Source organism: Novosphingobium ovatum (assembly GCF_009909235.1).
GTDB classification, from domain to species: domain Bacteria; phylum Pseudomonadota; class Alphaproteobacteria; order Sphingomonadales; family Sphingomonadaceae; genus Novosphingobium; species Novosphingobium ovatum.
This window is the reverse complement of the sequence record NZ_JAAAPO010000001.1, coordinates 54780-81624: the sequence shown is the minus strand read 5'-3', so window position 1 is coordinate 81624 and position 26845 is coordinate 54780. Positions and strand designations below refer to the sequence as shown.

At 64.6% G+C, this 26845-nt stretch carries 25 protein-coding genes; 9 read left to right on the top strand and 16 right to left on the bottom strand.

All coding sequences use genetic code 11. The features are described from left to right. Positions 1-12 precede the first annotated feature (12 nt). The 3 genes from GTZ99_RS00330 to GTZ99_RS00320 form a co-directional block, all read right to left on the bottom strand. Positions 13-1032 carry an alpha/beta fold hydrolase gene (locus tag GTZ99_RS00330; protein ID WP_161716305.1) on the bottom strand — a complete coding sequence of 340 codons (1020 nt, stop codon included), beginning with the start codon at positions 1030-1032 and terminating at the stop codon, positions 13-15. A 655-nt stretch (positions 1033-1687) separates the two neighbouring features. After that, positions 1688-2614, bottom strand: coding sequence for a response regulator (locus tag GTZ99_RS00325; RefSeq protein ID WP_161716304.1), 927 nt, complete (start codon positions 2612-2614; stop codon positions 1688-1690). Next, positions 2611-4341 carry an ATP-binding response regulator gene (locus tag GTZ99_RS00320; protein ID WP_161716303.1) on the bottom strand — a complete coding sequence of 577 codons (1731 nt, stop codon included), beginning with the start codon at positions 4339-4341 and terminating at the stop codon, positions 2611-2613. The genes GTZ99_RS00325 and GTZ99_RS00320 overlap by 4 nt, the downstream gene beginning before the upstream one ends. A 395-nt stretch (positions 4342-4736) precedes the next feature. On the opposite strand from GTZ99_RS00320, the gene GTZ99_RS00315 reads away from it, so the two are divergent. Continuing rightward, positions 4737-5912 carry an MFS transporter gene (locus GTZ99_RS00315; RefSeq protein WP_227711005.1) on the top strand — a complete coding sequence of 392 codons (1176 nt, stop codon included), beginning with the start codon at positions 4737-4739 and terminating at the stop codon, positions 5910-5912. An 18-nt stretch (positions 5913-5930) separates the two neighbouring features. Here GTZ99_RS00315 and GTZ99_RS00310 read toward each other — a convergent pair whose 3' ends face one another. The 5 genes from GTZ99_RS00310 to GTZ99_RS00290 form a co-directional block, all read right to left on the bottom strand. After that, complete coding sequence (locus GTZ99_RS00310; RefSeq protein ID WP_161716302.1) at positions 5931-6956, bottom strand: nucleoside hydrolase; 1026 nt, start codon at positions 6954-6956, stop codon at positions 5931-5933. Positions 6957-7073: 117 nt separating this feature from the next. Continuing rightward, a complete protein-coding gene (locus GTZ99_RS00305) occupies positions 7074-7844 on the bottom strand; it encodes an SDR family NAD(P)-dependent oxidoreductase (protein WP_161716301.1) in 771 nt (256 codons plus the stop codon). Positions 7845-7849: 5 nt separating this feature from the next. Then, on the bottom strand, positions 7850-8380 hold the full coding sequence (locus tag GTZ99_RS00300; protein WP_161716300.1) for a cupin domain-containing protein: 531 nt from the start codon (positions 8378-8380) through the stop codon (positions 7850-7852). Between the two features lie 5 nt (positions 8381-8385). After that, positions 8386-9069, bottom strand: a complete 684-nt coding sequence (locus tag GTZ99_RS00295) for an EthD domain-containing protein (protein WP_161716299.1) — start codon at positions 9067-9069, stop codon at positions 8386-8388. Continuing rightward, a complete protein-coding gene (locus GTZ99_RS00290; RefSeq protein WP_161716298.1) occupies positions 9066-10010 on the bottom strand; it encodes a fumarylacetoacetate hydrolase family protein in 945 nt (314 codons plus the stop codon). Before GTZ99_RS00290 ends, GTZ99_RS00295 begins: the two co-directional genes overlap by 4 nt. Positions 10011-10185: 175 nt before the next feature. Here GTZ99_RS00290 and hisD point away from each other — a divergent pair, with 175 nt between their 5' ends. From hisD to GTZ99_RS00265, 5 genes are read left to right on the top strand one after another with little or no spacing between them, the layout of a single operon-like run. Beyond that, positions 10186-11517, top strand: a complete 1332-nt coding sequence (hisD, locus tag GTZ99_RS00285; protein ID WP_161716297.1) for a histidinol dehydrogenase — start codon at positions 10186-10188, stop codon at positions 11515-11517. Next, the gene (locus GTZ99_RS00280; protein WP_161716296.1) at positions 11514-12296 is read left to right on the top strand and encodes an SDR family NAD(P)-dependent oxidoreductase; all 783 of its coding nucleotides are present in this window, start codon (positions 11514-11516) and stop codon (positions 12294-12296) included. Before hisD ends, GTZ99_RS00280 begins: the two co-directional genes overlap by 4 nt. Before the next feature lie 18 nt (positions 12297-12314). Continuing rightward, positions 12315-13466, top strand: coding sequence for an alpha/beta hydrolase (locus GTZ99_RS00275; RefSeq protein ID WP_161716295.1), 1152 nt, complete (start codon positions 12315-12317; stop codon positions 13464-13466). 4 nt (positions 13467-13470) lie between these two features. After that, on the top strand, positions 13471-13878 hold the full coding sequence (locus tag GTZ99_RS00270) for a VOC family protein (RefSeq protein WP_161716294.1): 408 nt from the start codon (positions 13471-13473) through the stop codon (positions 13876-13878). Beyond that, positions 13875-14519 (top strand): O-methyltransferase, encoded by a 645-nt coding sequence (locus GTZ99_RS00265; RefSeq protein ID WP_161716293.1) that lies wholly within the window; start codon positions 13875-13877, stop codon positions 14517-14519. The genes GTZ99_RS00270 and GTZ99_RS00265 overlap by 4 nt, the downstream gene beginning before the upstream one ends. Positions 14520-14522: 3 nt before the next feature. Here the strand turns inward: GTZ99_RS00265 and GTZ99_RS00260 are convergent, their stop codons facing one another. From GTZ99_RS00260 to GTZ99_RS00230, 7 genes are all read right to left on the bottom strand, one after another. Beyond that, complete coding sequence (locus tag GTZ99_RS00260) at positions 14523-16544, bottom strand: glycoside hydrolase family 3 protein (protein WP_227711004.1); 2022 nt, start codon at positions 16542-16544, stop codon at positions 14523-14525. A 136-nt stretch (positions 16545-16680) separates the two neighbouring features. After that, complete coding sequence (locus GTZ99_RS00255; RefSeq protein ID WP_161716292.1) at positions 16681-17751, bottom strand: VOC family protein; 1071 nt, start codon at positions 17749-17751, stop codon at positions 16681-16683. A gap of 161 nt (positions 17752-17912) precedes the next feature. After that, complete coding sequence (locus GTZ99_RS00250; protein WP_161716291.1) at positions 17913-19040, bottom strand: FAD-dependent oxidoreductase; 1128 nt, start codon at positions 19038-19040, stop codon at positions 17913-17915. 19 nt (positions 19041-19059) lie between these two features. Next, positions 19060-20088 carry a VOC family protein gene (locus tag GTZ99_RS00245; protein ID WP_161716290.1) on the bottom strand — a complete coding sequence of 343 codons (1029 nt, stop codon included), beginning with the start codon at positions 20086-20088 and terminating at the stop codon, positions 19060-19062. 232 nt (positions 20089-20320) lie between these two features. After that, entirely contained in the window at positions 20321-20557 is a 237-nt protein-coding gene (locus GTZ99_RS00240; protein WP_161716289.1) for a hypothetical protein, read from the bottom strand. After that, entirely contained in the window at positions 20557-22140 is a 1584-nt protein-coding gene (locus GTZ99_RS00235) for a phytoene desaturase family protein (protein WP_161716288.1), read from the bottom strand. Before GTZ99_RS00235 ends, GTZ99_RS00240 begins: the two co-directional genes overlap by 1 nt. Next, positions 22137-22949, bottom strand: coding sequence for an SDR family NAD(P)-dependent oxidoreductase (locus tag GTZ99_RS00230; protein ID WP_161716287.1), 813 nt, complete (start codon positions 22947-22949; stop codon positions 22137-22139). The genes GTZ99_RS00235 and GTZ99_RS00230 overlap by 4 nt, the downstream gene beginning before the upstream one ends. A gap of 111 nt (positions 22950-23060) precedes the next feature. Here GTZ99_RS00230 and GTZ99_RS00225 point away from each other — a divergent pair, with 111 nt between their 5' ends. Continuing rightward, positions 23061-23501 carry a winged helix-turn-helix transcriptional regulator gene (locus GTZ99_RS00225; protein WP_201742325.1) on the top strand — a complete coding sequence of 147 codons (441 nt, stop codon included), beginning with the start codon at positions 23061-23063 and terminating at the stop codon, positions 23499-23501. A 6-nt stretch (positions 23502-23507) separates the two neighbouring features. On the opposite strand, the gene GTZ99_RS00220 is transcribed toward GTZ99_RS00225, so the two are convergent. Next, positions 23508-24500 carry a LacI family DNA-binding transcriptional regulator gene (locus GTZ99_RS00220; RefSeq protein ID WP_161716285.1) on the bottom strand — a complete coding sequence of 331 codons (993 nt, stop codon included), beginning with the start codon at positions 24498-24500 and terminating at the stop codon, positions 23508-23510. 397 nt (positions 24501-24897) lie between these two features. On the opposite strand from GTZ99_RS00220, the gene GTZ99_RS00215 reads away from it, so the two are divergent. Further along, the gene (locus GTZ99_RS00215) at positions 24898-26118 is read left to right on the top strand and encodes an MFS transporter (RefSeq protein ID WP_161716284.1); all 1221 of its coding nucleotides are present in this window, start codon (positions 24898-24900) and stop codon (positions 26116-26118) included. Beyond that, positions 26111-26824, top strand: coding sequence for an SDR family NAD(P)-dependent oxidoreductase (locus tag GTZ99_RS00210; protein WP_161716283.1), 714 nt, complete (start codon positions 26111-26113; stop codon positions 26822-26824). Before GTZ99_RS00215 ends, GTZ99_RS00210 begins: the two co-directional genes overlap by 8 nt. Positions 26825-26845: the final 21 nt, after the last annotated feature.

The following is a 26845-nucleotide window of genomic DNA, read 5'->3' as shown; positions in this document are numbered from 1 at the left end:
CCCCCGTTGCGCCTATGGCTTGGGCGCGGGCAGTGCGTCGATGAACTTGACCAGATCGGCCCCCGTCTCCTTGGGCAGTTCCAGCATCGGGTAATGCCCCACATCGGGGTAATGGATGATCTGCATCGGCGCGTTGGCAAACATCTTGCGCGCCTCGTCCGCGCGGTCGACCGGCAGAACGATGTCACGGTCGCCCCATTGCAACAGGATCGGCACATGCACCGCCGCCGCCTGTTTGTCCGCGCCGGTCTTCCACACGCCCTTGGTGTTGGCGGTGTAATAGGCCTTTACGCGGGCAAAGCCGCCGGGAATGTTGTTCGTCTCGTAATACCAGTCCACCGTTTCAGGCGTCAGCCGTTCGGGGCGGCCATACAGACTGGCCAGCGAGTGCTGATAGAAATAGCGCGCCTGATAGTTGGGCACGACATTTTCGTGCAGCCAGAACAGCCCGGCCACGACCGGCGGCATCGGGGTAGGCGGAGGCGCGCGCAGCGGCAGGGTGGAGAGTGCCAGCGCGCGCACCTGATCGGGATGGCGCGCGGTGTACAACGTGGCGATCGTCGCGCCTGATGAACTGGCGACGATGACAAACGGCGGCAGCTTTTCCTGCGCCACAAACTTTTCCAGCAAAGCGATCACCCCCGGCATGCCCTGCGCCGGATGGGGATCGACCGACAGGCCATAGGGCGGCCAGTCCAGCCGAATCACGCGATATTTGCCTTTGAATTGATCGGCCCAGCCGTCCCAGATCCGCAGATTGGACATGGACGAATGCAGCATCAGCACCACCGGCGCGTCGGCGGGGCCTTCGTCGCGGACGTGCAGTTTGACATCGCCGACCATGACGAATTTGGAAGGCGGGGTGAAATGTTTGGCCATGACAGCGTCATAGCTGGGGTTCCACAGCCCGGCGCGCTGCGTGCCGATGATCGCCGCGCCGGCCACCACCACGCCCCCCACACCCCATGCCAACCCATTGATCACGCGCCGTAATCCGCCCGCCCTTGGGCCGTCCTGCTGTGTCTGCGTCATCGCCAATCTCCACCCGGCCCGGTGCGTGATGCCACCGGTTCCCTTTGGCGACAGCTTGATAGCGGCATCGGGTGCGGCAATCGCGCCACCGCGCCCTCACCGCCAGTCGGTCAGGCATGCCCCCGATGACGCGCCGCCGCAACGCGGGCGCACACTGGAAAAATGCCGAATTTCCGCGCTGCAGCAACGATTTACTCTTGTGAGGGACAAATTGTCCGAGTATTACTGTCCATGGCGCAGACGAGAACGCCAGGCAGGCAAAAGCCGCCACTAAAACATTGGAGAGGATGCCCCCTTTCAGATGGTGGCGGCTATTGCCTGATACATGTCGGGCAAGAATTGGATGCGGACTTCGATCAATCGGGGCCGCTTACCTTTCTGCAAAGCGGACTACAGGCCGAAGACGCCGGTTCCGTCCCGACCCACACGCATTGCCCCGACCGGAGCGAGTACGGTCGTCAGGCAAAGCCGGTTTCGTCTGCCCTTGGACGGCGCGTCATGGACCCTTCTGGCGCCGTGCAACACTGGCTGGCCTGCTGCCCTGGGCCTGTCGGTTTCCCGATGGTCGAAGCCCGACCGCATGTGACGCCGGAATGTCCCCACGTTCCGGCGTCCTTTGACGTCTGGGGCATGGCGCAACCGGCCTGCCCCGCCCCTATTGCCCGATGATGCGAATGGCCATGGCGGCGGCGGCGGACCGCTTTTCCACGCCCAGCTTGACGTAAATCCGCTCCAGATGCTTTTGCACCGTCCGGGGCGAGATGTTCAGCACATCCGAGATGTCATTGCTCGCCTTGCCATAGCCGACCCACAGCAACACCTCGGCCTCGCGCTGGGTCAGCGCCAACTGGTCGCGCAGGCGGGCGATATTGTCCTCATGGCCCAGATCGTTCAGCCGCAGCAACACCTCGTTCTCGCGATAGGCGGCCACCACCGTCACCTCGATGATCATTTGGCCCTGCTCGACCCGCGTGGTCGCGCCCGGCTTGATCCCGCGCGCCAACAGCCGCTCGACCAGCGGGGCCATCGCGGCGGGCAGGCCGGCGCTCTCCTTGTCCCAGCCCGGCTCCAGCCGCGCGATCGAGGCCTCGGCGCGGGGGGTACACCACAACAGGCGGCCGGTCAGATCGGTGGCGATCATCAACCGCCCGGTGGCATCCAGACTGGCCTCGCTGGCGTGGGCGGCGCGGCTCTTGGCCAGATGCATCTTCACCCGCGCGATCAGTTCGGCCAGATCGACCGGCTTGCGCACATAGTCCGCCCCGCCCGATTCCAGCGCCTGCGCGACATGTTCGCCCTGCGTCAGGCCAGTCATGAAGATCACCGGCACATGGGCCAGTTCGGCGCGTTCCTTGATGCGGATGGTGGCCTCGAAACCGGTCATGCCGGGCATCATCGCGTCCATCAGGATCAGGTCGGGCAGGATGTGGTCCAGCAGGCCCAGCGCCGCCTCGCCGGACACGGCCACCAGCACCGACAGTTCCGCACCTTCCAATGCGTGGGTCAGCATGCGCAGCGCGTCGGGCTCATCGTCGACGATCAGCACCGTGCGCGCGTGTTCAGGTAAAGACACCGCGGTCATACGTGCTCCAGCAGCCGGGCCATGCCGGCAAGATCGAAACGGTCAAGACAGGCGAACAGACGATCTGTCAAGTTTTTGGCGTGAGGGGCCTTTTCGGCCAACAAGCGGATTTCCTGCTCGATTCCACGAACATATCCGATGCGCAACAATTCGCGCAGGCGGGTGACATGGGCCATCACCTCGGGCTCCAGCGTGATCGGGGCGGCGCTGTCGGCCTCGGGAACCGGCGGGACATCAAGGGTTTGCGTGGGGGCCTGCGCCGCGCGGCGGTGGTAATGCAGGCCCAGCGCCTGACCCAAAGTTTCGGACAGGACGGCATAGTCCACCGGTTTGACCAGAAAATGGTCATGCGCCGGATCGCCCCATTCCGGGCGGATCTCTGGCCGGTGAAACTCCTGCACATTGGCCGACAGCATGACGATGCGCATATCCGGGTGGTCGGCACGCAACCTTGCGGCCACTTCCCACCCCGACATGCCCGGCATCGATATATCGCAGATCGCCAGATCGGCCGCATGGTCGCGCGCATGGGCGATGGCGGCCGCGCCGTCGCCAAAATCGGCCACGGCAAAGCCGATCTGCCGCAAATAGGCGCCCAGCACGCCGCGCTGTGCATCGTCATCGTCGATCAACAGGACGTGCCGCACCGCCCCGTCATAGCCGGTGATCGCCTGCGCCGCGCTGTCAGGCGCAGCGGCGGTGTCGCCCTGCCCCAATACCTCGCCCAGCATCAGCGTCAGGCGGAACAGGCTGCCGCTGGCATCGCTTTCCACCAGTTCCAGCTGCCCGCCCAGAATATCAACGATGGCCCGGCTGATCGTCAGCCCCAGCCCCGCGCCGGGACGGGCCAGCGCATCGGCGTCCCCGCCGCGTTCATAGGGGCGGAAGATCTCGGCCTGGTCCTCTGGCCGGATGCCGGGGCCGGTGTCGCGCACGTCAAAATGGGCGATCTGCCCCGAATAGCGCACCGAGAGCGTCACGCCGCCGGTATCGGTAAACTTGATCGCGTTGAACAACAGGTTCAACAACACCTGCCGCACGCGCCCCGCGTCCATCCGCACCACCGGCGGCAGGCGGCCCTGCGTGGTCAGGGTAAAGTCCAGCCCCTTGGCCTGCGCGGCCGGGCGCACCATGCGCGCCAGTTGCTCCAGAAAGGGCGAGAGGCGCACCGGCTCGGTCTTGACCCGCAAGACGCCGTTTTCCACCTGCGAGATGTCCAGCAGCGTTTCGACCAGGCTGGTGATATGTTCGGCACAGCGGCGGATGACCTGCGCGGCCTCGTCCACGCTGACGCCATCGCCGCGCTCGATCATCTGGGCATAGCCATAGATCGCGTTCAACGGCGAGCGGATCTCGTGGCTGACATTGGCCAGATAGCGGCTCTTGGTCTCGCTGGCGGCCTGTGCGGCGTCGGTGGCGCGGCGCAGGCGGGCCAGTTCGGCGGCTGCCCGCGCCTCCCACCCGGCCAGCCGGCGCAACACGCCCCAGCCCAGCGCCACAACACAGCCCATCAGCCCCAGCGCCAGCGCCAGCGCCAGCCGCAACAGGCCAGTGCCCCCCGCGCGCAAATCGGCCACGATCAGCACATTGATCAGCCCGCCCCCGATCAGCACCGCCACCAGCACCAGCGCCATTTGCACCCGCCCGGCACGGCGCATCGCCACGCTCAGCGCCGCCTGCGCGCCCGTGTCGGTCTGACCTGATGCAGAACCAGCCTTGCGCTTCATGCCCACGCCTCGCTGTGGCCGGACGGCCATTGTGAAACAATCCCTGCCGGCGCAAAAGGCAACCGCCCGCCACCGACGTCGAAATGACTCATGCGACCCACTTTTTGATATTCGTTTACATTCGCCATTGCGACTGCGAACCTGCGCGGGTCAGATGCCTCGATTCCGCGCCACAGGCAATACCGCAGCGCCGAAATGCCGACCAAAGTGGGACATCCGTCCAAAGCCCCCGCAACGCCGCCCCATCGCCGCATCAATGGATGCCCATCGACGATATCGTTTTGATGTGGACCGCCCCCTCCCCTACCCCACAGATTGCAAAGACACGCCGGGCGTCAGACCCGGCCACCTGCGGGAGATTTCACTTGCGTGGAGACCACCACACGCCCGGCATGATGACCGGCCTATCGCTGCTGTTTCCGATCACGCTGTCGACCATGGCGATCGTGCTGCTGGCCCCGATCCTGCCCGCGCTGTTGCGCGATTTTGCCGATGTGCCGGGCCATGACTATTGGGTGCCGATGATCCTGACGGTGCCGGCGCTGTGCGTGGCGCTGTTCTCGCCGGTGGCGGGGGTGCTGGGCGACTGGTTCGGGCGGCGGCGGCTGTTGATGTGGTCGTTTGTCGCCTATGCGGTGGTGGGGATCGCGCCGGTGTTCCTGACCGATCTGACCGCCATCCTGATCAGCCGCATCGGCGTCGGGCTGGCCGAAGCGCTGATCATGGTGCTGACCACGACGATGATCGGCGACTATTTCACCGGCGCGGCGCGCGACAAATGGCTGGCGGGGCAAACGGCGATGGCCTCGATGTCGGCGCTGGTGTTTTTCAACGTGGGCGGGCAACTGGGCGCGTTTGGCTGGCGGGTGCCGTTCTGGGTCTATGCCAGCGCGCTGGTGATGCTGGCGCTGGTCTGGCGCTATACGTGGGAACCGGCCGAGAACGACACGGGCGATGAGGCCACCTGTGCCCCCCACCACGCCAGTTGGGCCGGATTCCCATGGGCGCGGATGGCGGGGACCTTGGCGATCTCGGTCTATGGCTCGGTGATGTTTTACACGGTGCAGATCCAGGCCGGGCGCGGTCTGGCTGAACTGGGCGTGGCCGATCCGGGGCGCATCGGCTTCCTCACCTCGATCGCCAGCATCGGCGTGCCGGTGGGGACGTGGATCTATTCGCGGGTGGGACAGATGCGCGTGGCGCTGTTGCTGCTGGGCGAATTCGCGCTGTTGACCGCAGGTTTCCTGCTGATGAGCCGCGCCAGCGGGACGACGCCTTTCCTGATCGGATGCTTCATCAATCAGCTGGGCGCGGGGCTGTTGCTGCCCACGCTGTTGGTCTGGGCGATGGATGGCCTGCCGTTTGAAACCCGCGCGCGCGGGGCGGGGATGTGGACGGGCGCGTTCTCGGTCGGGCAGTTCCTGTGCCCGGTGGTGGTGACCTATGCCAGCACGCACACGGGCGGGCTGATGGGGGCGTTTGGCGTGCTGTCGGCGGCAGCACTGCTGGGCGCGGCAGGGGCGCTGACCGGCGTCATCCGCCGCCCTCAGACAGCGCCCATCCCGGCATGATTGTGCGCGGGCGGGGCGTTACAGCCGCCCCAGCCCGTGCAGGCGGAACCGCGCCAGCATGTCGCGAAAGGTCAGCCCCGCATCGATTTGCGTATACACCCGCATCAACCGCCCATCGGGCCGCGCGACATAGCGGCCATCGGCCTGCAACAGCGGCTTTGGCATCACCACATAACGGCACGAGGTGGTGTCGGGCTGCATCGGCGGGACCAGAGCCGACAGCGTGACCAATGGGCTGTCCCCCAGCACATAGGCATCCGAGGCCGGCACCGGAGGCACACCCGGAATGCTGGCGAACATGGCGGGCACCGCGTCCACCTTGGCCTGCAAATAGGCCCCCAGCGGGCCGGACGCCCCCAATTCGGCCAGTTCCGCCGTCGAAAACAGCATCTGCGAATAGGCATTGGACGGCACTTGCCAGATCTCGATGTCGCTCTCGTTGAACAACACCTGCGCGGCCACCGGATCGATCGAAAAGTTGAACTCGGGCTCGGACGGGGTGGCGCCCGGATTGCCATGGCCGGGATGGGTATTGCCGCCGATCCACAACAGCTTGATCCGCCGCCCGATGCGCGGCTCGCTTAACCAGGCCAGCGCCAGATCGGTCAGACCCGCACCAGCGGCATAGAACAATGGCTCATGCACGTCCGCGCGCATGGCCTCTTGCACGATGGCCTTGCTGGCCTGACTGGGCGTCCAGGCCTGACGTGAGGCGATCGGCGCCTCGGCCCCGGCGATGGGCTGATGCACACGGTCCAGCCCCATGATGCGCAACAGCTCTTGCGCGCGATTGGCCGAATCCCTTGCGTCATGCCCGCTGGCAAAAGCCGCCGGCAAATGTGACCCGATGATCAGCGGGATCGACACCGCCCGGCACAAGACATGATGGGCCAATTGGAACAGACCATCGGGATCACCGGCAAAGTCATTGTCCAGAATGACCCGCGCCAACAGCGGTTGCCGCCCCAGCGCCGCCGCCGGGCCGGACAACATGCCCAACCCCGCCGCCGCCCCGGCCGCGCCGACAAAACCGCGCCTGTTCATCGATATGTGCAAGATCGCCTCTCCGCCTGAATTTTGCCGATGATCTCGGTCAAGGCGGGCGCAGCGTCAAATCGTCAATTCTGCATACCCCATAACACCGGATTATGGTGCGAGGCCCTAACTGCCATCGGTGATCAGCGTGCCGCCATCCACCACCAGATTGTGCCCGGTGACAAAGCCGCCCGCAGCGCTGGCCAGAAACACCGCCGCGCTCGCCACTTCGGCAGGCGTGCCGGGGCGGCGCAGCGGGGTCATGCCCATCCGCCGCGCCATGAACGCCGGATCGGCCAACAATGGCGCCGACAGTTCGGTGGCGATGAACCCGGGAGAGATCGCATTGGCGCGCATCCCCTGCGGCCCCCACTCCACCGCCAGATTGCGGGCCAGTTGCGCCACCCCCGCCTTGGCCAGCGCATAGGCGTTGATCGCGCCATTGCCGCGCAGGCCCGACAGGCTGGCGATCAGCACCGCATTGCCGCCCCGCCCGGCCGTGGCCGATGCCGCCAGATGGCCCCGCGCCAGATTGCACAGCACGACCTGGGAACGCAGGTTGATCGCCATGACGCGGGCGTAATCGTCCATGTCGATATCGGCAAAGCGGCCCGGACGCCCGGTGATCCCGGCATTGCACACCACAATGTCGATCTGTCCATGCGCCGCCACCGTACCATCGACCAGCGCGGCCAGCGCGGCGTCATCGCTGACATCACAGGCGATGCCGGTCTGCCCCATTTGCGCGGCGGCGGCGGCGGTGTCAGCTGCGTCCTCGCTGGAGATCACCACCTGTGCCCCTGCCTCCACCATCGCCTGCGCGATGGCGCGGCCAATGCCACGGGTGGAGCCGGTGACAATCGCCACCCGCCCCGACAGATCAAACAGACCGGCCATCCGCCTCAGTCCTTGTAGGCCGGGTGGACGTCTTCGGGCTTGGCCTCGTCCAGCGGGGCGCCATTGTGCAAATAGGCGGGCGCCTCGATCAGGATGAAGGCGATGCGGCAGACGGAATCGGTGGTGTTGCGCCACAGGTGGTTGGTGCCGCGCTGGATGATGATGCCGTTTTCACCGATGGTCTTCTTGCGCCCATCCTCCAGCTCCAGTTCGATCGCCCCCTTCAGCACGATGCCATAGTCGATGCTGTTGGTGCGGTGCATCGGGCTTTCCTTGCCCGGCAACATGTCGACGATGCGGATCACGCTGCCGCCTTCCAGCGTCAGCCCGGTGGGCAATTCGCGCCCGTCACGTTCGTCATTGTTGTCGGCAGGCACCGTTTGCGTCGCCCAGATCGACAGGAAACTGGCGTCCCCCGACGCGATCATGCGGGTGGGGGTGACATCCTCGGATTTGAAAAAGGCGCGGCCGTTTTCATCATGGCCGGTCACCACGCGCTGGATCGGCGGCAGGCCGGAATCGGACAGATTTTCCATCACATTCAATCCTTTTGCAGGGGAACAAAGACCAAGGGCGCGCTGCAGAGCGACAGCGCCGCGCCATGGGGGAATTGCCTGCGCGCCGCATCACGCAACGCATCGGCCAGCGCGGGCGGCACCGGGCCGTCCAGCGCGATTTCGTCAAAGATCAGGCCGGGCGGCGTGCCTTCGGCAACGCGGACCACGGTGTTGACACGCCATGCGGCGATGGCCTCGGCGGGGTGGCTGGCCAACACCTGCGCCACGCTGTCAGCCCAGCTTTGCGCCAAGGCCGGGTCGGCCTCCACGCCGGGGCGGAACACAAACAGCTTGCGCGCGGCGCTATCGCCCCCGGCCCGCACCACAGATTCGGCCAGCAGCATCGCGACAGATCCGTCCAGCTCGCGAAAGTTGTCCTCGTCCGGGCCGACGACATCGCGGTATCCCGCCGAGGCCTTGGACGCGATCATGTCCGCGATTTGGGCAAAGCGGATGATGGTCAGCGCGTCTCGCCCCTCCAGCGCGGGCGCGGCAAAGACCGGATCCGCCTCGTCCAATGCGTAATGGTGAACATAGGCGCGAAAGCCGCCCGACACATCGGCATGGGCCATCACCAGCGGCCCATGATGCTGCGACAGATAGCTGCGCAGCCCCGCCCGCCCCAGCCCGGTCAGCGTTTGGGGCAGGATCGCCAGCTTGACGCTCACGCCGGGACGACCCGCTGTTCGATGATGCCAAAGGGCAAACGGCCGTCGGGCAGATGGGCCTCCATCCGGACCGTGTCGCCATAGGCCATGAATTCGGTGCTGGGCGCGCCGTGGTCGACAATCTCGATCCCGCGCCGTTCGGCGATGCAGGAGGAGCCCACCTCGCGGTAGGTCTCGTTCGACACCGTGCCCGAGCCGATCACCGTGCCCGCCACCAGATGGCGGGTGCGCGCGGCGTGGGCCACCAGCTCGTGAAAGCCATAGGCCATCGGTTCGCCAAAGGCGTTGCCAAATTGCGTGCCATTCCAGATCACCCGCAGATGCATCGCCGGGCGGCAATTGCGCCAATATGCGCCCAATTCATCGGGCGTCACGGCAAATTGCGCCATGCCACAGGGCGGCTTGGCCTGGATCCAGCCAAAGCCGGTCTTCATCTCAGGCCCGGCCAGTTTGCGCAGCGACCAGTCGTTGATCTGGACGATCAGCGCGATGTACTTATGCGCCTGCGAGGCGGGAGTGCCCATCGGCACGGGTTTGGTGATGATGCCAAACTCGCCCTCGAAATCGATGCCCAGCGCCTCATCCGCCATCGGCACATCGCAAACGGGAGCGTAGAACGTGTCAGACACGCCCTGATACATCTGCGGGAAAGGCGGCTTTTCCGGGGCAACGCCCAACACCTTGTCCATCAACGCGCCGTGGCTGGGAAACACCGATCCGTCCAGCCATTGCCACGCCCGCGGCAAAGGCGCCAACAGGCGGGCGCTGTCCAGCTCATGCGGGAAAGCATCGGTCGCGGCCATCTGCGGGGCCAGCGCGTCCCAATCCTCCAGCGCGGCCTGCAAATTGGCCACAGGCGCGGGCGCGTAATGCGTGCCCCCGGCCGATACGATGATCAATTGTCCGTCTTTGGTGCCATTATCCAGCGTGGCCAAACGCATCGCGCAAATCTCCCCTTGTGCCTTATCGGTTGGTCATTGGCGCTACGCCCCGCCCGTGGCATGAACAACGGCATTCGGTCGATAGGCAGCCATCGATAACATGCGATGGTCGCACCGGGCGGTGCATGTCACAGGCGGCGAAAGCTGACAAAACAACGCAGATGGGGATGATACCATGGCCCAATGGCTCAAGCGTGGTGCGGCCGCCGAGGTAAAGGCGGAAACCGACCGTAAAGTTCGTGATATTGTCGAGGCCGCCCTGGCCGACATCGAAAAGCGCGGCGATGCGGCCTTGCGCGAGATGAGCATCAAGTTCGACGGCTGGGACCGCGAGGACTATCGCCTGTCACAGGCCGAAATCGACGCCGCCGTCGACAGCCTGACCCCGCAAGAGCGCAAGGACATCGAGTTCGCGCAGGCGCAAGTCCGCAACTTTGCCCAGATCCAGCGCGCCAGTATGCAGGATGTCGAGGTCGAGACGATGCCCGGCGTCATTCTGGGCCACAAGAACCTGCCGATCCAGAACGCGGGCTGCTATGTTCCGGGTGGCAAATATCCACTGTTGGCCAGCGCCCACATGAGCGTCATCACCGCCAAGGTGGCGGGCGTGCCGCGCGTCATCACCTGCGCCCCCCCGTTTCAGGGCAAGCCCGCCCGCGCCATCGTGGCCGCGCAGGCCATGGCCGGGGCCGATGCGATCTATGCGCTGGGTGGCATTCAGGCGATCGGCGCGATGGCCATCGGCACGCAGACGATCGACCCGGTCGACATTCTGGTCGGCCCCGGCAATGCCTTTGTCGCGGAGGCCAAGCGCCAGCTGTTTGGCCGCGTCGGCATCGACCTGTTCGCCGGCCCCACCGAAACGCTGATTATTGCTGATGAAATCGGCTGTGACCCCGAAATGGCCGCGACCGACATTCTGGGTCAGGTCGAACACGGCCCCGACAGCCCCGGCGTGCTGCTGACCAACAGCGAAAAGTTCGCCCGCGCCACCATGGCCGAGATCGACCGCTTGCTGGAAATCCTGCCCACGGCCGACCACGCGCGCAAGGCATGGGAGACCTTTGGCGAGGTGATCGTGGCCGACAGCTATGAGGAAATGGTGGCCATCGCCGACGAGATCGCCAGCGAACATGTGCAGGTGATGACCGCCGATCCCGAGTATTTCCTGCAAAACATGACCAATTACGGCGCGCTGTTCCTGGGCGCGCGCACCAACGTCTCGTTCGGGGACAAGGTGATTGGCACCAACCACACCCTGCCGACCAAGAAGGCGGCGCGCTATACTGGCGGCTTGTGGGTGGGCAAGTTCCTGAAAACCTGCACCTATCAGCGGGTGACCTCGGACGATGCATCGGCGCTGGTGGGCGAATATTGCTCGCGCCTGTGCGCGTTGGAAGGCTTTGCCGGGCATGGCGAACAGGCCAATATCCGCGTGCGCCGCTATGGCGGGCGCGACGTGCCCTATGCCGGGCAGGCCGAACCCAGCGCGCTGACCAAAGCATGAGCGATGGAGGCGAAAGCCGGTTGGCGCAAACGCCCAGTTTCCGGCTGGACGGGCAGCGGGCGCTGGTGACGGGGGCAGGCCGAGGGATCGGTCTGGCCGCCGCCGCCGCGCTGGCACAGGCGGGCGCGCATGTCACGCTGGTGGCGCGTTCCGCCGCCGAGATCGAGGCAGGCGCCGCCGCCATCCGCGAGAGTGGCGGGCAGGCCGAGGCGGCGGTGCTGGATGTCAGCGACATGGGCGCGGTGGAGGCTTTCTTTGCCGCGCTCCCTGCGTTCAACGTGCTGGTCAACAATGCCGGGACCAACCGCCCAAAACCGATGTGGGAGGTGAGCGAGGCGGATTATGACGCCGTGCTCGACCTTAACGTCAAATCGGCGTTCTTTGTCGCGCAGCATTGCGTGCGCGCGATGTTGCGCGATGGCGTGGGTGGATCGCTGATCCATATGGGTTCGCAAATGGGCCATGTTGGCGGCCCGCGCCGCAGCCTCTATTGCGCCAGCAAATGGGCGATGGAGGGTATGAACAAGGCCTTTGCGCTGGATCTGGCGCCCCATGGCATCCGGTCAAACACCATAGCCCCGACCTTTATCGAAACCCCGATGACCAAGCCGTTCTTTGAGGACAAGGCGTTTCTGGACAGCGTTCTGGCCAAGATCAAGCTGGGCCGGCTGGGTCAGGTGCAGGATCTGATGGGCAGCGTGGTGTTTCTGGCCTCGGACGCCTCGGCGCTGATGACGGGCACGTCACTGATCGTCGATGGCGGCTGGACGGCGGATTAAAAATTCAAGGAAAAGCAGATGTTTGAACCCTTCCCCGGAAATTACGTGTGGAATCTGGCGACCAATCTGGCGCTGGTGTGCGGCGGCAACCATGGCGAGATTGACGAGGCCTGCCGCCCGGTGCGCGAGGCATCGAAGGCCGGCGCGGACGCGGGCAGCGCGCTGTTGTTCGACAGCTGGATCGCGGTGGCCGATCAGGTGGCGGCCAATGCGCAGGCCGATCTGGCGCAAGGGTTCACCCTGTCGGCGGGCAGCAAATTCCTGCGCGCGTCGGGCTATTATCTGGCGGCCGAACGGATGCAGTCGCGCGACTATGCCCCGCGCTGGGCGGCCTATGCCAAGGGGCTGGAGCTGTACCATAAGGGTTCGCAGCTGCGCGGGCTGCATGTCGACAAGGTCGAGATCCCCTATGAAGGGACCAGCTATACCGCGATCTTTGTCCATGACGGCAGCGGCACGCCGCGTCCCACGCTGGTGTCGGTCAATGGCCTTGATTCCATGAAGGAACAGGTCAACATGGCAGGCCACGGCCTGTCCAACCTCGAACGCGGCATGAACACGCTGTTCCTGGACCAGCCCGGCACCGGTGAGGCGATCCGCCTGCGCAATCTGCCGGCCGTGTACGACGCCGAACGCTGGGGCAGCCCGGCGTTTGACTATCTGCTGACCCGCAGCGACGTGATCCATTCCAAGATCGGCATTTTTGGCCTGTCGTTCGGTGGCTATCACGCGCCGCGCATCGCCGCCAATGACCCGCGCTATGCGCTGTGCGCGGTGATGGGCGCCAACCACGTCTGGGGCGAGCGTCAGCGCCAACGTGTTGCCAACGAAGGCGAAAATCCCGTCCCCCATTACTGGGACCACGTCTTGTGGGTCTTCGGCTTTGACGACCGTGATGCCTTCCTGACCTATGCCGATCAGATCACGCTGAACGGTCAGGTGGAAAAAATCCGCGTCCCCTTCCTGATCACCCATGGCGAAAATGACCGCCAAATCCCGGCATTCAACGCCCATCTGTCCTATGATCAAGCCGTCAACAGCCCCAAACGCCACCTGCGCATGTTCACCAAGGCCGATTTCGAGGTCGAGCATTGCGGCGCCGACAATGGCACCGGCATGCGCGACTATATCGCCGACTGGTGCGCGCAAACCTTTGCCGAGATGGGCTGATCCGATGGCCGAATTCACCTTTCACCACGGCGGCGTGTCGGTGCCGGATCTGGATGCGGCGATCGACTGGTATGGCCGCGTGCTGGGCTTTGCGCTGGAGAAAAAATTCTACATCGCGGCCGCCCGCAGCCACACCGCCATGGTGAAAAAGGGGCCTTTGCGGTTTGAAATCTTTGCGGTGGAGGGCGCCGCCCCCCTGCCCGAAGACCGCCGCCACCCGCCGCGCGATGTCAAAACCCATGGCAACAAACATGTCGCCTTTCGCGTGGCCGACCTTGACGCCTTTCTGGTCGAGATGGGGGAAAAGGGCGCGGACATCGCCTTTGTCGTGCGCGAAAGCTTTGGCAAAGGCTGTTTCATCCGCGACTGCGCGGGCAATCTGATCGAATTTGTCGAGGAACCCGACGCGTGATCTTTGCCGATCCTGCCGTGGCCGCCGTCATGGCGGACTATGCCGCCCGCGCCGATGCCGACATGGCACGGATGCGCGAACTGGGCCCTGCGGGCTATGCCCTGCGCGATGAATTCCTGCTGCCCGTCGGCGCAGAGGTCGGCGCGTTCCTGCATGCGTTGGTGATGGGCCGCCGTCCGGCGCGCATTCTGGAATTGGGCACGTCCTATGGCTATTCCACGCTGTATCTGGCCGATGCGGCGCGCGCCGTGGGGGCACAGGTGGTGACGATGGAACTGGCCGATTACAAACAGGCCCACGCCCGCGCGGCGCTGACCCGCGCCGGGGTGGCCGATGTGGTCGATTGGCGCTGTGGCGATGCGGTGGCGATGATCGCGGCCGATGACGGGCCGTTCGATCTGGTGCTGCTGGACATCTGGAAAGAGCTGTATCTGCCCTGTTTCCAAGCCTTTGCGCCCAAATTGTCCGAAGAGGCCGTGGTGGTGGCCGACAATATGATCCACCCCGCGATCGACCGCGACCATGCCCGCGCCTATCGCGCGGCGGTGGCCGCTTCGGGGGCCTTCACCTCGACCCTGCTGCCCATCGGACAGGGGATCGAGGTGTCGGTCAAATGGAGCGCGGGCAACCCCGCGCTGTAACGCCTACTTCTGCACAATCCCCGCCCCGCGCTTGTACAGCGGGCGGGCGCTGTCGTCGGGCTGGGCCGGGTCCTGCTTGGCCACGGCGGCCATGCTGCTGGGCAGCTCGAACGGCAGACGCCCCTTGGCCTTGGCCTTGCCCAGCACAACGTCCAGCACTGCCGCGTCACTGGCCCCGAAATTGGCCAGAATCGCCGCCGCCTTGGGCCGGATGTTGGTCAGGATCGTCGGGCGGTCCAGAAACAGCGCGAACACCGCCGGCTTGTGCGCGGCCGAGGCGCGCTTCAGCGCATCATAGGCCGCATCGCCATCGCGGAAATCCAGGCGGCCTTCCTTTTGCCGGCTGCCAAAGAAATGGTGCGGGTGCAGCATTTCCGACGGGCTTTCGGCGCGGATGATGGCAAAATCGGCGGCCTCTGGCGTGTCGACCACGGTCAGGCCCGCTGCCTGCGCGGCCGCACGCTCCATGCCAAACAGCCACACCTTCTTGCCCGCGGGCGCCACCGGCAACAGGCCGGTGTTATGCAGCAACACCTGCGCGGCGCGCTGTGTTTGCGCGGCCAGCGCATGGGCACTTGCGTCGCGCAACACGGTTTCGGCCGCCTGCGGATCAACATAGGGGTTTTCAAACAAGCCCATGGCGAATTTGGTGATCAGCACGCGGCGGACGGAGTCATCCACCCGCGCCGGCGTGATCTTGCCATGCTTGACCGCCGCGATCAGCGCGTCAACCTCCTCGGTGCCGCCGAACTGGTCGATCCCGGCGTTGATGCCCAGCGCATAGCGGTCCTCGACCGACAGCTCCTGCACGCCCCAATTGGTGGCGATATCCATCGGCCGTTGCGGCGCAGCAGCGGTGGGATTGCTGCAACGTTCGTTGCAATCGCGGGTGATCGCCCAGTCCGACAGGATCACCCCGTCATAGCCCATCCGCCCGCGCAGCACATCGGTCAGCAACAGGCGCGAATAGCCCGCGCCCACCGGCTCCAGCGCCTTGCCATTGACGGTGGGGCCAACCAGAATGGGATAGGTGGGCATGATGCCCCCGCTGCGCGCCGCCAGCGCGCCCTTGAACGCGGTGATGTGCAGCTCCAACTGGGCATTGTTCAGCCGCGCCGTGCGGCCATAATAGTTATGGCTGTCAAAGCCTTGGGGCAGCGCGCCATAGCCCACCCAATGCTTGACCACGGTCATCACGCCCGCCGGCGTCAGCCCCTTGTCTGCGCCCTGAAAGCCCGCGACATAGGCCCCGCCCAGCACGCTGGACAATTGCGGATCAGAACCAAACGTGCCGGTGATGCGGCTCCACAGCGGCTCGCTGGCCAGATCGACCTGCGGGCTAAGCGCTTCGTGGATGCCCACGGCGCGGTATTCGGCCGCCGCGATCTGGCCAAAACGATGCACCAGATCGGCATCGCCCAACGCACCAAAGCCCAGCAACTCCGGCCACTGGCTGGCCCCATCCGCCATGCCGCTGGCACCCAGCACATAATGGAAATGGTTGCGCGGATCGGTGCTGATCGTCGCGGGAATGCCCAGCCGGGTGTTCTCGGCCAGCTCCTGCACCAGATTGGACTGCGCCGCCATCTTGGCCGGGGTCAGCGACAGGCGGGTGATGAAGCTGTTGATATGCTTGTCCTGCAACAGCGCGGCCACCGCCGTCAGGTCATAGCCGCTGGCCGACATGCCCAGCGCCCCGCCGGTCCCCGGCAGCGTGCCGTGCAGCATCAGGCCCAGCTTTTCCTCGATCGTCATGCGGGCGATCAGGTCATCGGCGCGGGCAGCGGGCGACAGGCGCCAGTCCTCATAGGGGGTCAACTGACCATCGCCATTCAAGTCGCGAAAGCGCAAGGCGCCCTGCCCGATCACCGGCTTGACCCGCGCGACCAGCGCCGGTTGCGGCGGAGCGGCGGCGGCGGGCGCCTGACCAAATGACGGCGTTGTCAAAACCGCGCACAGCGACACGGCCAAGGTGGAGACAGCAGCGATGCGCCGCAGCGAAGTGGGTTTGTATGGCATCCTCATGGGCGGGCATCCTAATGCCGATGCCGCAAAACAAAAGGGTGGTTACGATTGCGCTGGGACGTCCCGCGCGCGCGCATGCAAAAGGCGGGTTAGCCGCAGCCAACCCGCCTCCATAATGCTATCATGTACAACAAAATCAGATCGCGTGCTCGTCGTCCTCGGTCAGGTCGGCGCGGGGGCCGTCGATCGGCGCCTTGCCCGGCTTGGCCTTGCGATAGGGGGCAAAACTGGCGCGATCAGCGTCAAAAGCCATGTCCCACGGGATGTTGTCACCCCGGAAAATCGGCGGCGCATTATTGGCCCACAACAACGAGCCAAAACGGAAATCCCACGCGCGCGGCACCCAATTGTCGTCCAGATAATCGGTGTCAGCATGGTATTCAGCCTCGCCACCCTTACCCGGAATGTCACAATAATAGTAAATTGCGCTGGAAATGCGGTGACGTGAAATTCCGCCACTGGAATTCATGCTGGTGTTCTTCCACCCCTTGGCGTCCATTATGTTGGCACCCAACATCACTTCATCAATGTCATCCATGCCAAAGGCGATATGCATGAATTTAAACTGATCCGGCGCAAAAGGCAGATCGCAATTCACCCAAAAGATCGAGTGATGTTCAAACGTCCCCCCGGCCCGCGCGAAAATGCCCACGCCCTTGGAGTGGTCGGCATAGCGGAAACCCAGATGGCGCTCATAAAATTCAAAAGAACCAACGTAATCGGGCGAAAAGAACACCACATGGTTGATCGTTTTGGGGATCGCGCGCTGGCGCCAGATGCGGTGCTGATTGAACCGGGGATAGCTGCCGGGCGTGTTGACCGGACTGGTGTGCGACACCACGCTCGCCTTGTCCCACACCCGCAGCGCGATCGGCTGACCATCGGGACAAACGCAATGGACGGTGCCATCGCCGTCGCGCGTCACGGCCACTTCACCCGCCAGACTGACGGCAATTTTATCCAGATTTTCAGCGGTATCGACGCCCCACACTGTTTCCTTGACGCCGTTTCCGGCGAACGGATCGGGGGCTGGCAGGCGCGCGTCGCCATGCGCCAGAACGATCACCCGGCTGCCCGACGCCAGCCGGAACACCGCCTCGGTCGGGGTGATGCTTTCCACCGGCAGACCGAAATCGGTCCAGAACCGGGCGTGTTCGGCCACGTCATCGACGCCGAACAGCACGCTCTCCACGCCCAGAATGCTCATACAATTCTCCCCAGATTTGGCGCCTGTATGGGGGGCGCGGCGCGGGGAGAAAAACGCATAAAGTCGAAAGGTTGCTATCGGCGCGACCGATAAACGCGGCAAGGGGCGCGGAGGCCATGACCACCCCCGCGCCCGCAAGCGTCATCAATTTCGCAGGAAAATCAGACCGGTTCGGCCAATTTCTTGCGAATGCGGTCGGTCACTTCCACCGGATCGCCGGCACTTTCGGGATGCATTTCCCATTCACCCAACTGGATCGAGGACGTCCCCACCAGCTTGGCGCGTTCGAACCGGCGCTCCATGAACGCCACCAGCGCGGCGTCAATGTCCTTGGCCGCCAATTCATCAACCAAAACAACGGCATCCTCCACCGCCATGGCCGCGCCCTGACCCAGATGCGGCGTTGCCGAATGGGCGGCATCGCCGATCAGCACGATGCGGCCCTGATACCACGGATCGGGCATGATGCAGGCTTCCAGCGGGCGATAGACCACCAGCGCGGGATCGGTGATCGCCTTGGCCGCCTCGCCCAGAATGCCGCCATAACCGGCCAGACGGGCGCGCATTTCATCGGCCAGCGTTTCCGGGGCAAAGCGCGGATTGCCCTTTTCCTCAATCACGGCAAAGATATACATCTCTTCGGGCGTCAGCGGGCAATAGCCGGCCTTGCCGTTAAAGCCGTTGGGCGCGGCCAGATAGATGTCGCTCCATTCCAGATCGGCCGGGCGTGGCACGTTATAGCGCCACACGCCCTGCCCGGTGAACTGGGGCTTGGCCTCGGGCCACAGATGCTTGCGTACTTGGGAATAGTTGCCATCGGCGCCGATCACCAGATCATACGACCCGCTTGTGCCGTCCGAAAACACCACATCAACGCCGTCGCCCTTGTCCTGCATATCGGTAAAGGTGACGCCCAGACGCACCGGGATGCCCAGCTCTTTCACCTTGTCCGTCAACACCTTGTGCAGGGCTGGACGGGTCAGGCCCAGATCGGACGGCAGGCCATCGACCGCCGTTTCGCCCGGCAATTCGGCAATCACCTGACCCGAGGCATTGCAGAAACGCGCGCCCCGATAGGCATAGCCAGCCTTGGTCGCCGCCTCACCCACGCCCAAGGCGTTGAGCGCGCGGACGAAATTGGCCTGAACGATGATGCCCACGTGATAGACCTTCCAGTCCTTGTCACGCTCGACCACCTCGACCTTCAGGCCCTTGTTGTGCAGGCCAATGGCCACGGCCAAACCAGCCACGCCGCCGCCGATGATGCAGATATTCTGTGCTTTCGACATGATTTCAGGCTCCTTTTTATTATTCGGCAGGTTCGGCAACAGAGACCGGGCGCGGGTCGACGGGCAGGAATTTCAGTTGCGCGTCCGTGGCATAGGCCACGTCCCAAATGGGTTCGGCCTGCAACCAATGCGGCAGGTCGTGCATATAGATCAGCGTGCCAAAGGCGCCGTCCCACACGCGCACCTTCCAGCTGTCGTCGACGCAATCACAGTCCGCGCCATATTCCATGTCACCGCCCAATTGCGGCACGTTCAGATACAGGAATGCCGCGCTGGTCAGGCGGTGACGGCCAAGGCCCCAATTGCCTTCGAAATTATAGCCCTTGCGGTCCAGCACATTCTTGCCGACCATGATCTCGTCGATATCCTCCAGCTCGAAATTGGCGTGGTGGAATTTCAACGTGCCGTCGAACATCGGCATTTTGGCATGGGCATTGGCCAAAAAGATGTTGTGATGCTCATACGCGCCATCGCAGCGCATATAGACGCCAAAGCCCTTTTGCACGTCGGTCAGGCGGAAGCCCAAACGGTCGCGGTAATAGTCCAGCGCTTCCTGCACATCGGGGAAGGTCCAGACGCAGTGGTGGATCCGCTTGGGCGTGGCGCGGGCCAGCCATTTGCGTGGCTGGTTCAGGCGCCCGATGTGGCCCGGCGTGTTGCTGGGGCTGGGCGCGCCATAGACCGGGCGGGCGGTCCACACCTGCAACCCGATCGCCTGACCAAAGGGGGTGATGAAATGCACCACACCTTCGGCATCGCGGGTCAGTTCGTGGTCGCGCGACAGGTCGGCGCACAGGCGGTCCATCGACTCCTGCGTGTCCACCGCCCACACGCATTCATGCACGCCGATGCCGGTCTGGGCGCTGCCCTGCGGCAGATCGGCGTGACCTGTGGGCAGCAAACGCACCTGCGCGCCATTGGCGGTCTCGAACCGGGCGGCGGCGGCGTCAGCCTCCAGCGGGCGCAACCCGTAATCGGTGAAGAATTTCGTGGTGAAGGCAAGGTCCTCGACCTTGAACACAAGGCGGCGGATTCCGGTAATCGCCATGTCGGCATCTCCCTGAACGATCGATCCCGCCCTTTGCCGGAAGCCGCGCAGGCCCCCACACTGCGGCGGTTGATCATCAGATGCCGATTGGAACGGGTGTTTTTATTGATCCATCGCAATTCGATTGTATGGATTTAATCGCATCTTTGTATCGATATCGTGGATACGAAAACCGCCGCAGCCCCACAGAGCCACGGCGGTGATCATCAGCCATAAATGGCGTAAATGCGCGCTATTTGCGGAACAGGAAGGTCAGCAGGAACCAGATCGTGCGCGCGTCCAGCAATTTCAACGCCGCCCGTGCCTCGGCCGGGGTCAGTTTGGCCACCATCGGCATCGCGCCAAAGATCTTGCCACGGATGACCAGCGCATTGCCGTCCGGCTCGATCTTGCGGACGGTCATCAGCTCCTTGTCATTGGCGTCCAGCACGCGCATCTGCGGCGGCTTCTTGTGGGTGGTGTTGCTCATCAGATCGGCCCTCCGCACACCTTGTCATAATCCATCCCCAAATCGTCCATCATCTGGATCGCGGTGGCGCGCCCGGCGCCAAACACGCCGCCGCCCGGATGCATGAAGGGCCCAACCAGATACAGCCCTTCGATCTGCGGCACGCGCAGGCTGCCCAGATCAGGCGTCGGGCGGTGGGCCACCGACTGGTACATGAACGGCGCGCAGCCGTGGATGTCACCTTTCAGGAAGCTGGCCGGGCTGTCGCGTTCATGGTCGATGGGCGAGCGGATCAGGCGGCCGGTGATGTTGTCATCATCCAGATTGGCGTAGAATTTGCGGTATTGGTTCAATGCCTTGTCGGCGATCTCCTCCTTGCGGCTGTCCCACGAACCGGGGCCGTCGGGCCACAGGTCATAGGGGGCAAAGTTGACGCCATAGAACACGCCGGCCCCTTCGGGCGCGCGGCTGGGATCGAAAATGGTGTTGTCACCGCCCGCGATCAGCCGCTCCGACACCTCGCCCCGGCGCAGCTTGTCATATTCCAGCAGCATGTCGCGCATGGTGTAAAAGTCCATGAGCTCGGTCATCATGGCATTGGTTTCATTGCCCACCTTCAGGCGCAGCCGCTCCTTCAGCGTCAGATGCGTCAGGTTGATCGAGAAGGTCGATTGCGTCACCCGTTCGGCGCGTTGCAGCACGGGCTCAGGCGTTTCGGACACGAATTTGCGCAGCACATGCGGGTGGATCGCGCCGATCACCCCGTCACGCGCCATGAACTGCTCGCCATCGACCATCTCCAGCCCGATCGCCTTGCCGCCGGACACCAGCACGCGGGCGACCTCGGCGTTGCAGCGCACCTCGCCGCCAAAATGCTCGATCGCGCGGACCAGCGCCTTGGACAGCTGGCCCGAACCGCCCTTTGGCATCGAACAGCCATAGGCGTGGATGATCCCCGGCATCAGGAAGGCGCCCATGCCGGTGCCCAGTTCATCGGGCATTTGCAGGTTTTCGGTCACCATGCGCAGGATGTGGATGCGCAGACGGTCGCTTTCGAAATATTGGTTCACCACGTCCAGCGCGCTGCGGCTCATCACGTCCAGCAGAAAGCGGCCCTCGTCCGACTGGTCCATCATCGCGACAAACGCGCCCATCGGGAACGGCGGCATATACAGGCCCGACATGAACATCGGCAGCGCGGCCATGCTGGTCTGGGCAAATTTGCGATAGGCCTCGGCGTCGCGGGGGCTGAACTGCTCGATCTCGGCGCAGGTGCGGTCCAGATCGCGCCAAGAACGCACCATCGACCCATCGTCCCAGATGCTGGCGTGCGGCAGTTCGGGGTAGATATATTCCAGCCCGAATTTCGACAGCAGCCCCAGCTCGTCCTCGCGCAGCATGGGGTTGCCCTGGATCATGATGTGGACGTTGCTGTGTTCATCATGCCAGAAACCGGGCTGGATCAGTTCGCGCGTCGAGACGCCACCGCCAAAATGCGGCTTGCGCTCCAGCACCAGCACGCGCTTGCCTGCCTTGGCCATATAGGCGGCGGCCGTCAGGCCATTGTGGCCACCGCCCATGACGACGATATCATACTGGCTCATTGGCCTTCTCCTGCGAAAAAGTCCCGGAACAACGAGAGGCCGGGGACATGGCTGGCACAGCCGCCATCCGCCACCAGCACCTGCCCCGTGATGTTGCGCGCCGCGTCTGACGCCAGAAAAGCGGCTGCCTCGGCAATGTCCTGCGGCTCGCCCAGCTGATCGCGCAGGGTTTCGGCCTCGACCGCATGGCGCAGCTTGGGCGGGAAAGCCTCGAGCAGGGCAGGCGTCACCGTCATGCCCGGCGCCACCGCGTTGCAGCGCACGCCGTGGATGCCGTGGCTGGCGGCGATGGCGCGGGTCATCTGGATGATCGCGGCCTTGCTGCTGCTATAGGCGGCCTGAATCATGTGCCCCTGCAGCGCCAGATTGCTGACGGTGTTGACGATATTGCCCCGGACGGCCCGCAGATGCGGCAGCGCCGCGCGGCAGGCCACCATCGTGCCCCGCACATTCACCGCATAGGTCCGGTCCCATAGCGCGGTGTCCATATGCTCGATATCGCCATCATTTTGCGCAATATCGGGCCCCAACAGCGCGGCATTGTTGTGCAGCACGTCCAGCCGGCCATAATGGGCCACGGTCTGGTCGATCATGGCGATGATGCTGGCCTCGTCCTCCAGATCCAGATGGATGGCCAATGCGCCCGCCAGTTCGCCCGCCAGCGCCTGCGCGCGGTCATAGGCGATGTCGGCGATCACCACCTGACACCCTCGTGCGGTCATCAGCCGCGCCGTTGCCGCGCCAATGCCTCCGGCCCCGCCGGTGACAATCGCCACCTTGCCGTCCATGCGGATGGCGTCTGTTGCCATGGAAATGCTCTCCCGTGCTGTTTATGCGTCTGGGGTGATGATAAAGGCTGGCGCGGGCGGCGCGAAGACGGCACTTTTTTGTGCCTTGGTTGGCCCGCAAAGGTGAGGATGATGATCGACCCACAGGCGTTTCCGGCGGCATTGCGCGAGGGGCTGATGGCGCTGGCCGCCGATATGGCCACCCATGGCACACGGCGCGATGATCCGGCGCGTGAAGTCATGGGGATGCTGGGCGACCGCTGGACCAGCCTGATCCTGCAGGTGCTGATGATCGGCACATGGCGCCACGCCGATCTGAAACGCGCGCTTTCGCGCCTGTCGGCCGAACAGGCGATATCGCAACGGATGCTGACGCTGAAACTGCGCGCGCTGGAGCGTGACGGCTTTGTTGCGCGGCATGTGACAGGCGATGTGCCGCCGCGCGTGTCCTATGCATTGACCGATCTGGGGCTGGCGCTGGCACAACAGGGGCGCGCCATGATCGATTGGCTGAACGCCCACAGCGCGGTGATTCTGGCCGCCCGCGCCGGTTTTGACGCAAACAGCGATTAGCGGCCATCAGCCGCCACTGGCGCGCAGCACCAGTTCGCCCTTGATCCGGCGCGTGCCGCGCGCGGGGGGCGCGCCATCCATCTGGGCCTGCAACAGGTCGATCGTCGCCTCGACCATGGCCCGGATCGGCGTGGCATAGGTGGCCAGTTGATACGCCCCCCACCCCGCAATCGGCGCATCGTCAAAGCCGAACACCGCCACATCGCGCCCCGGCTCCAGCCCCAGATCGCGCACCGCGTGCAGCGCATGGAACGCCATGAAATCGGTAACGCAGAACAAGGCGTCGGCGCGGTCGGGCCGGTCCAGCAATTGCACCGCCGCGCGATAGGCGCCCTGCGCGGTGTAATGCCCACAGGCCGACAGCAATTGCGCGCCGGGAAATTCGGCCACCGCCCGCGTGAACGCGCGTGACCGCTCCACACTGGCCGAACTTTCGGCAAGGCCCGAGATCAGCCCCAACCGCCGCCGCCCGCGTTCCAGCAAATAGGCCGCCACGCCGGCCGCGCCATCGTCATTGTCGGCGCACACGCCGGGCAGGCGATCTTCGGGATCGGTGTTGATCAGCATCACCGCCGGCACGCCCGCCTCGATACATTCGCGCCCGACGCGCGCGGCGTGCCCGCTGGAGGCCAGCACCACCCCGTCCAGCCGATAGCCCAGCAGTTCGTCCAGCACCGGATCCAGATCCGCCTCGCCATGGGTGATGAACAGCACCAGCCGAAGCCCGCGAAGCGCCAGCGCCTCGTGCAGCATTTCGACCATGGCGGGGTAGAACTGATTGTCCAGACTGGTGATCGCCAGCCCGATCAACCGCGACTGGTTGGTCATCAGCGCGCGGGCGCTGTGGTTGGGGCGGTATTTCAACAGGCGCGCGGCCTCCATGATGCGCTTGCGCGCCTCGTCCGACACAACGCCGCCGGTAAACGCGCGCGACACCGCCGATTTCGATACCCCCGCCGCCCGCGCGACATCCGATCCGGTCGCTCGCCTTTGCACCACGTCTGTCCATCCCGCTTGCCGACATTCTTGCGCATCATCGCATGGGAACGGTTGCAATTTCTAGCCTTCGGTTTTCTGGATGGACGCCTATTCGCAAATTGGATTTTACTTATCCACGGCGAATATCGCAGATACAGGGCAACATCATAATCGATGAGAGGGCAGAAAAGCATATCGGGACAAGCTGCGTCGCATATTGGGAGCGGTTGCAATGCCACCCTCCGGTCGCGCCGCCTCCGTCCCATCCATCGCCTAGCCGTCCGCCTGCTGCACGCGCTTCTCGACCTTCCGAGAGCCGGACGGCCAAGGGTGGCGGCCACTGGTCGCAAAGTGGCCGCCACTTTCGCACGCCTGCCATCGGTTTTGCCTGATCCGTTTCGCACCCAAGGACACCTGAATGACCAAACACCACAGTCCCGGCCTGATGACAGGCGTTGCGCTGTTGCTGCCCGTGACGCTTTCGACGATGGCGATCGTGCTGTTGGCGCCCGTCCTGCCGCAGATCCTGACCGAATTCGCCGATGTTCCCGGCCATGACTATTGGGTGCCGATGATCCTGACGATCCCGGCGCTGTGCATTGCGCTGCTTTCGACGGTGGCGGGGATGCTGGGGGACTATTTCGGGCGGCGGCGGCTGTTGCTGTGGTCGTTCGGGCTGTATGCGATGGTCGGCATCGCGCCGATTTTCCTGCGCGATCTGACCGCGATCCTGATCAGCCGCGTGGGTGTCGGCATCGCCGAAGCGCTGATCATGGTGCTCTCGACCACGATGATTGGCGACTATTTCAAGGGTGCGGCGCGGGACAAGTGGCTGGCGGCGCAAACCGCCTTTGCCTCGATGTCGGCGCTGCTGTTCTTCAATCTGGGCGGGCAATTGGGCGCCTTTGGCTGGCGCACGCCGTTCTGGGCCTATGCTTCGGCGCTGGCGATGATGGCGCTGGTGCTGGCCTTCACCTGGGAACCGCAGGGCGATGATGGCGACGAGGCCGAAGCCGCCCCGCACAATGCCAGTTGGGCCGGTTTCCCGTGGGGGCGGATGGGCGTCATTCTGGCGATCACGGTCTATGGCGCGGTGTTTTTCTATACCGTGCAGATCCAGTCGGCCAGCGGTCTGGCGCTGCTGGGGGTAACCGATCCTGCGCGGGCGGGTTTCCTGACCTCCATCGCCAGCGTGGGCGTGCCGCTGGGCACCTTCCTCTATTCGCGCATTGGCCGCTGGCCGGTGCAACGCCTGTTGCTGATCGAGTTTGGCCTGCTGGCCATCGGCTTTCTGTTGATGAGCCGCGCGGGCAGCCCGGCGGGCTTTATCGCGGGCTGCTTTGTCAACCAGTTGGGCGCTGGCCTGTTGCTGCCCACGCTGCTGGTCTGGGCGATGAGCCTGCTGTCGTTCGAGGTGCGCGGTCGCGGCGCGGGCATGTGGCAAAGCGCCTTTGCGCTGGGACAGTTCCTCAGCCCGGTGGTGGTGACCTTTGCCTCGGCGCAGGCAGGCGGATTGCAGGCGGCGTTTGGCGTGCTGTCGGTCGGCGCGCTGGTGGGCATGGGCGCGGTATTGGTCGCGGCGGGCCGCATCACCCGCGCGGGCGATACCAGTGATGTGCAGGTGGCTCTTCATGGCTGACCGTTTGCAGGGCAAGCGCGCCATTATCACCGGCGCGGCCAATGGCATCGGCGCAGGGATCGCCGCCGCGTTCCGGGCACAGGGCGCGCAGGTGATCGGGGTCGATCTGGCGGGCGCCGACATCGCCTGCGACCTGACCGACGAAGCTGCCGTCAACGCCTTGTTCGCGCGATTGGCCAATGATGGCCCGGCGATCGACATTCTGGTGAATGCGGCCGCCTTTGCCCATTTCGCATGGATCGAGGCGATGACCTATGCCCAATGGCGCGCAACGCTGACCGGCGAGCTGGACATCGTGTTCCTGCCCACCCGCGCGGCGTGGCCGTTGCTGCGGGCATCGGGCCGGGGGGCGGTGATCAATTTTGCCAGCGCCAATGCCTATCACGCGTTGGAAGGATCGGCGGCGCTGGCCCATTGCGCGGGCAAGGGCGGCGTTCTGGCGATGACGCGGCAATTGGCGATGGAGGGCGCGCCCCACAACATCCGCGCCAACACCATTTCGCCCGGGTTCATCCGCACCGCCGCGACCGACCGCCATCTGGCCGCCGAACCCGCGTTGCGCGAGCAGGTGCTGGCCAAGAACATGCTGAAAATGCTGGGCGAACCCCATGACATCGCAATGGCCGCCGTGTGGCTGGCCAGTGACGAGGCACGCTATGTCACGGGCGCCGACATCTCGATCGATGGCGGGGCGACCGCCTGGTGAACTGACGACCAAAGACCAAAC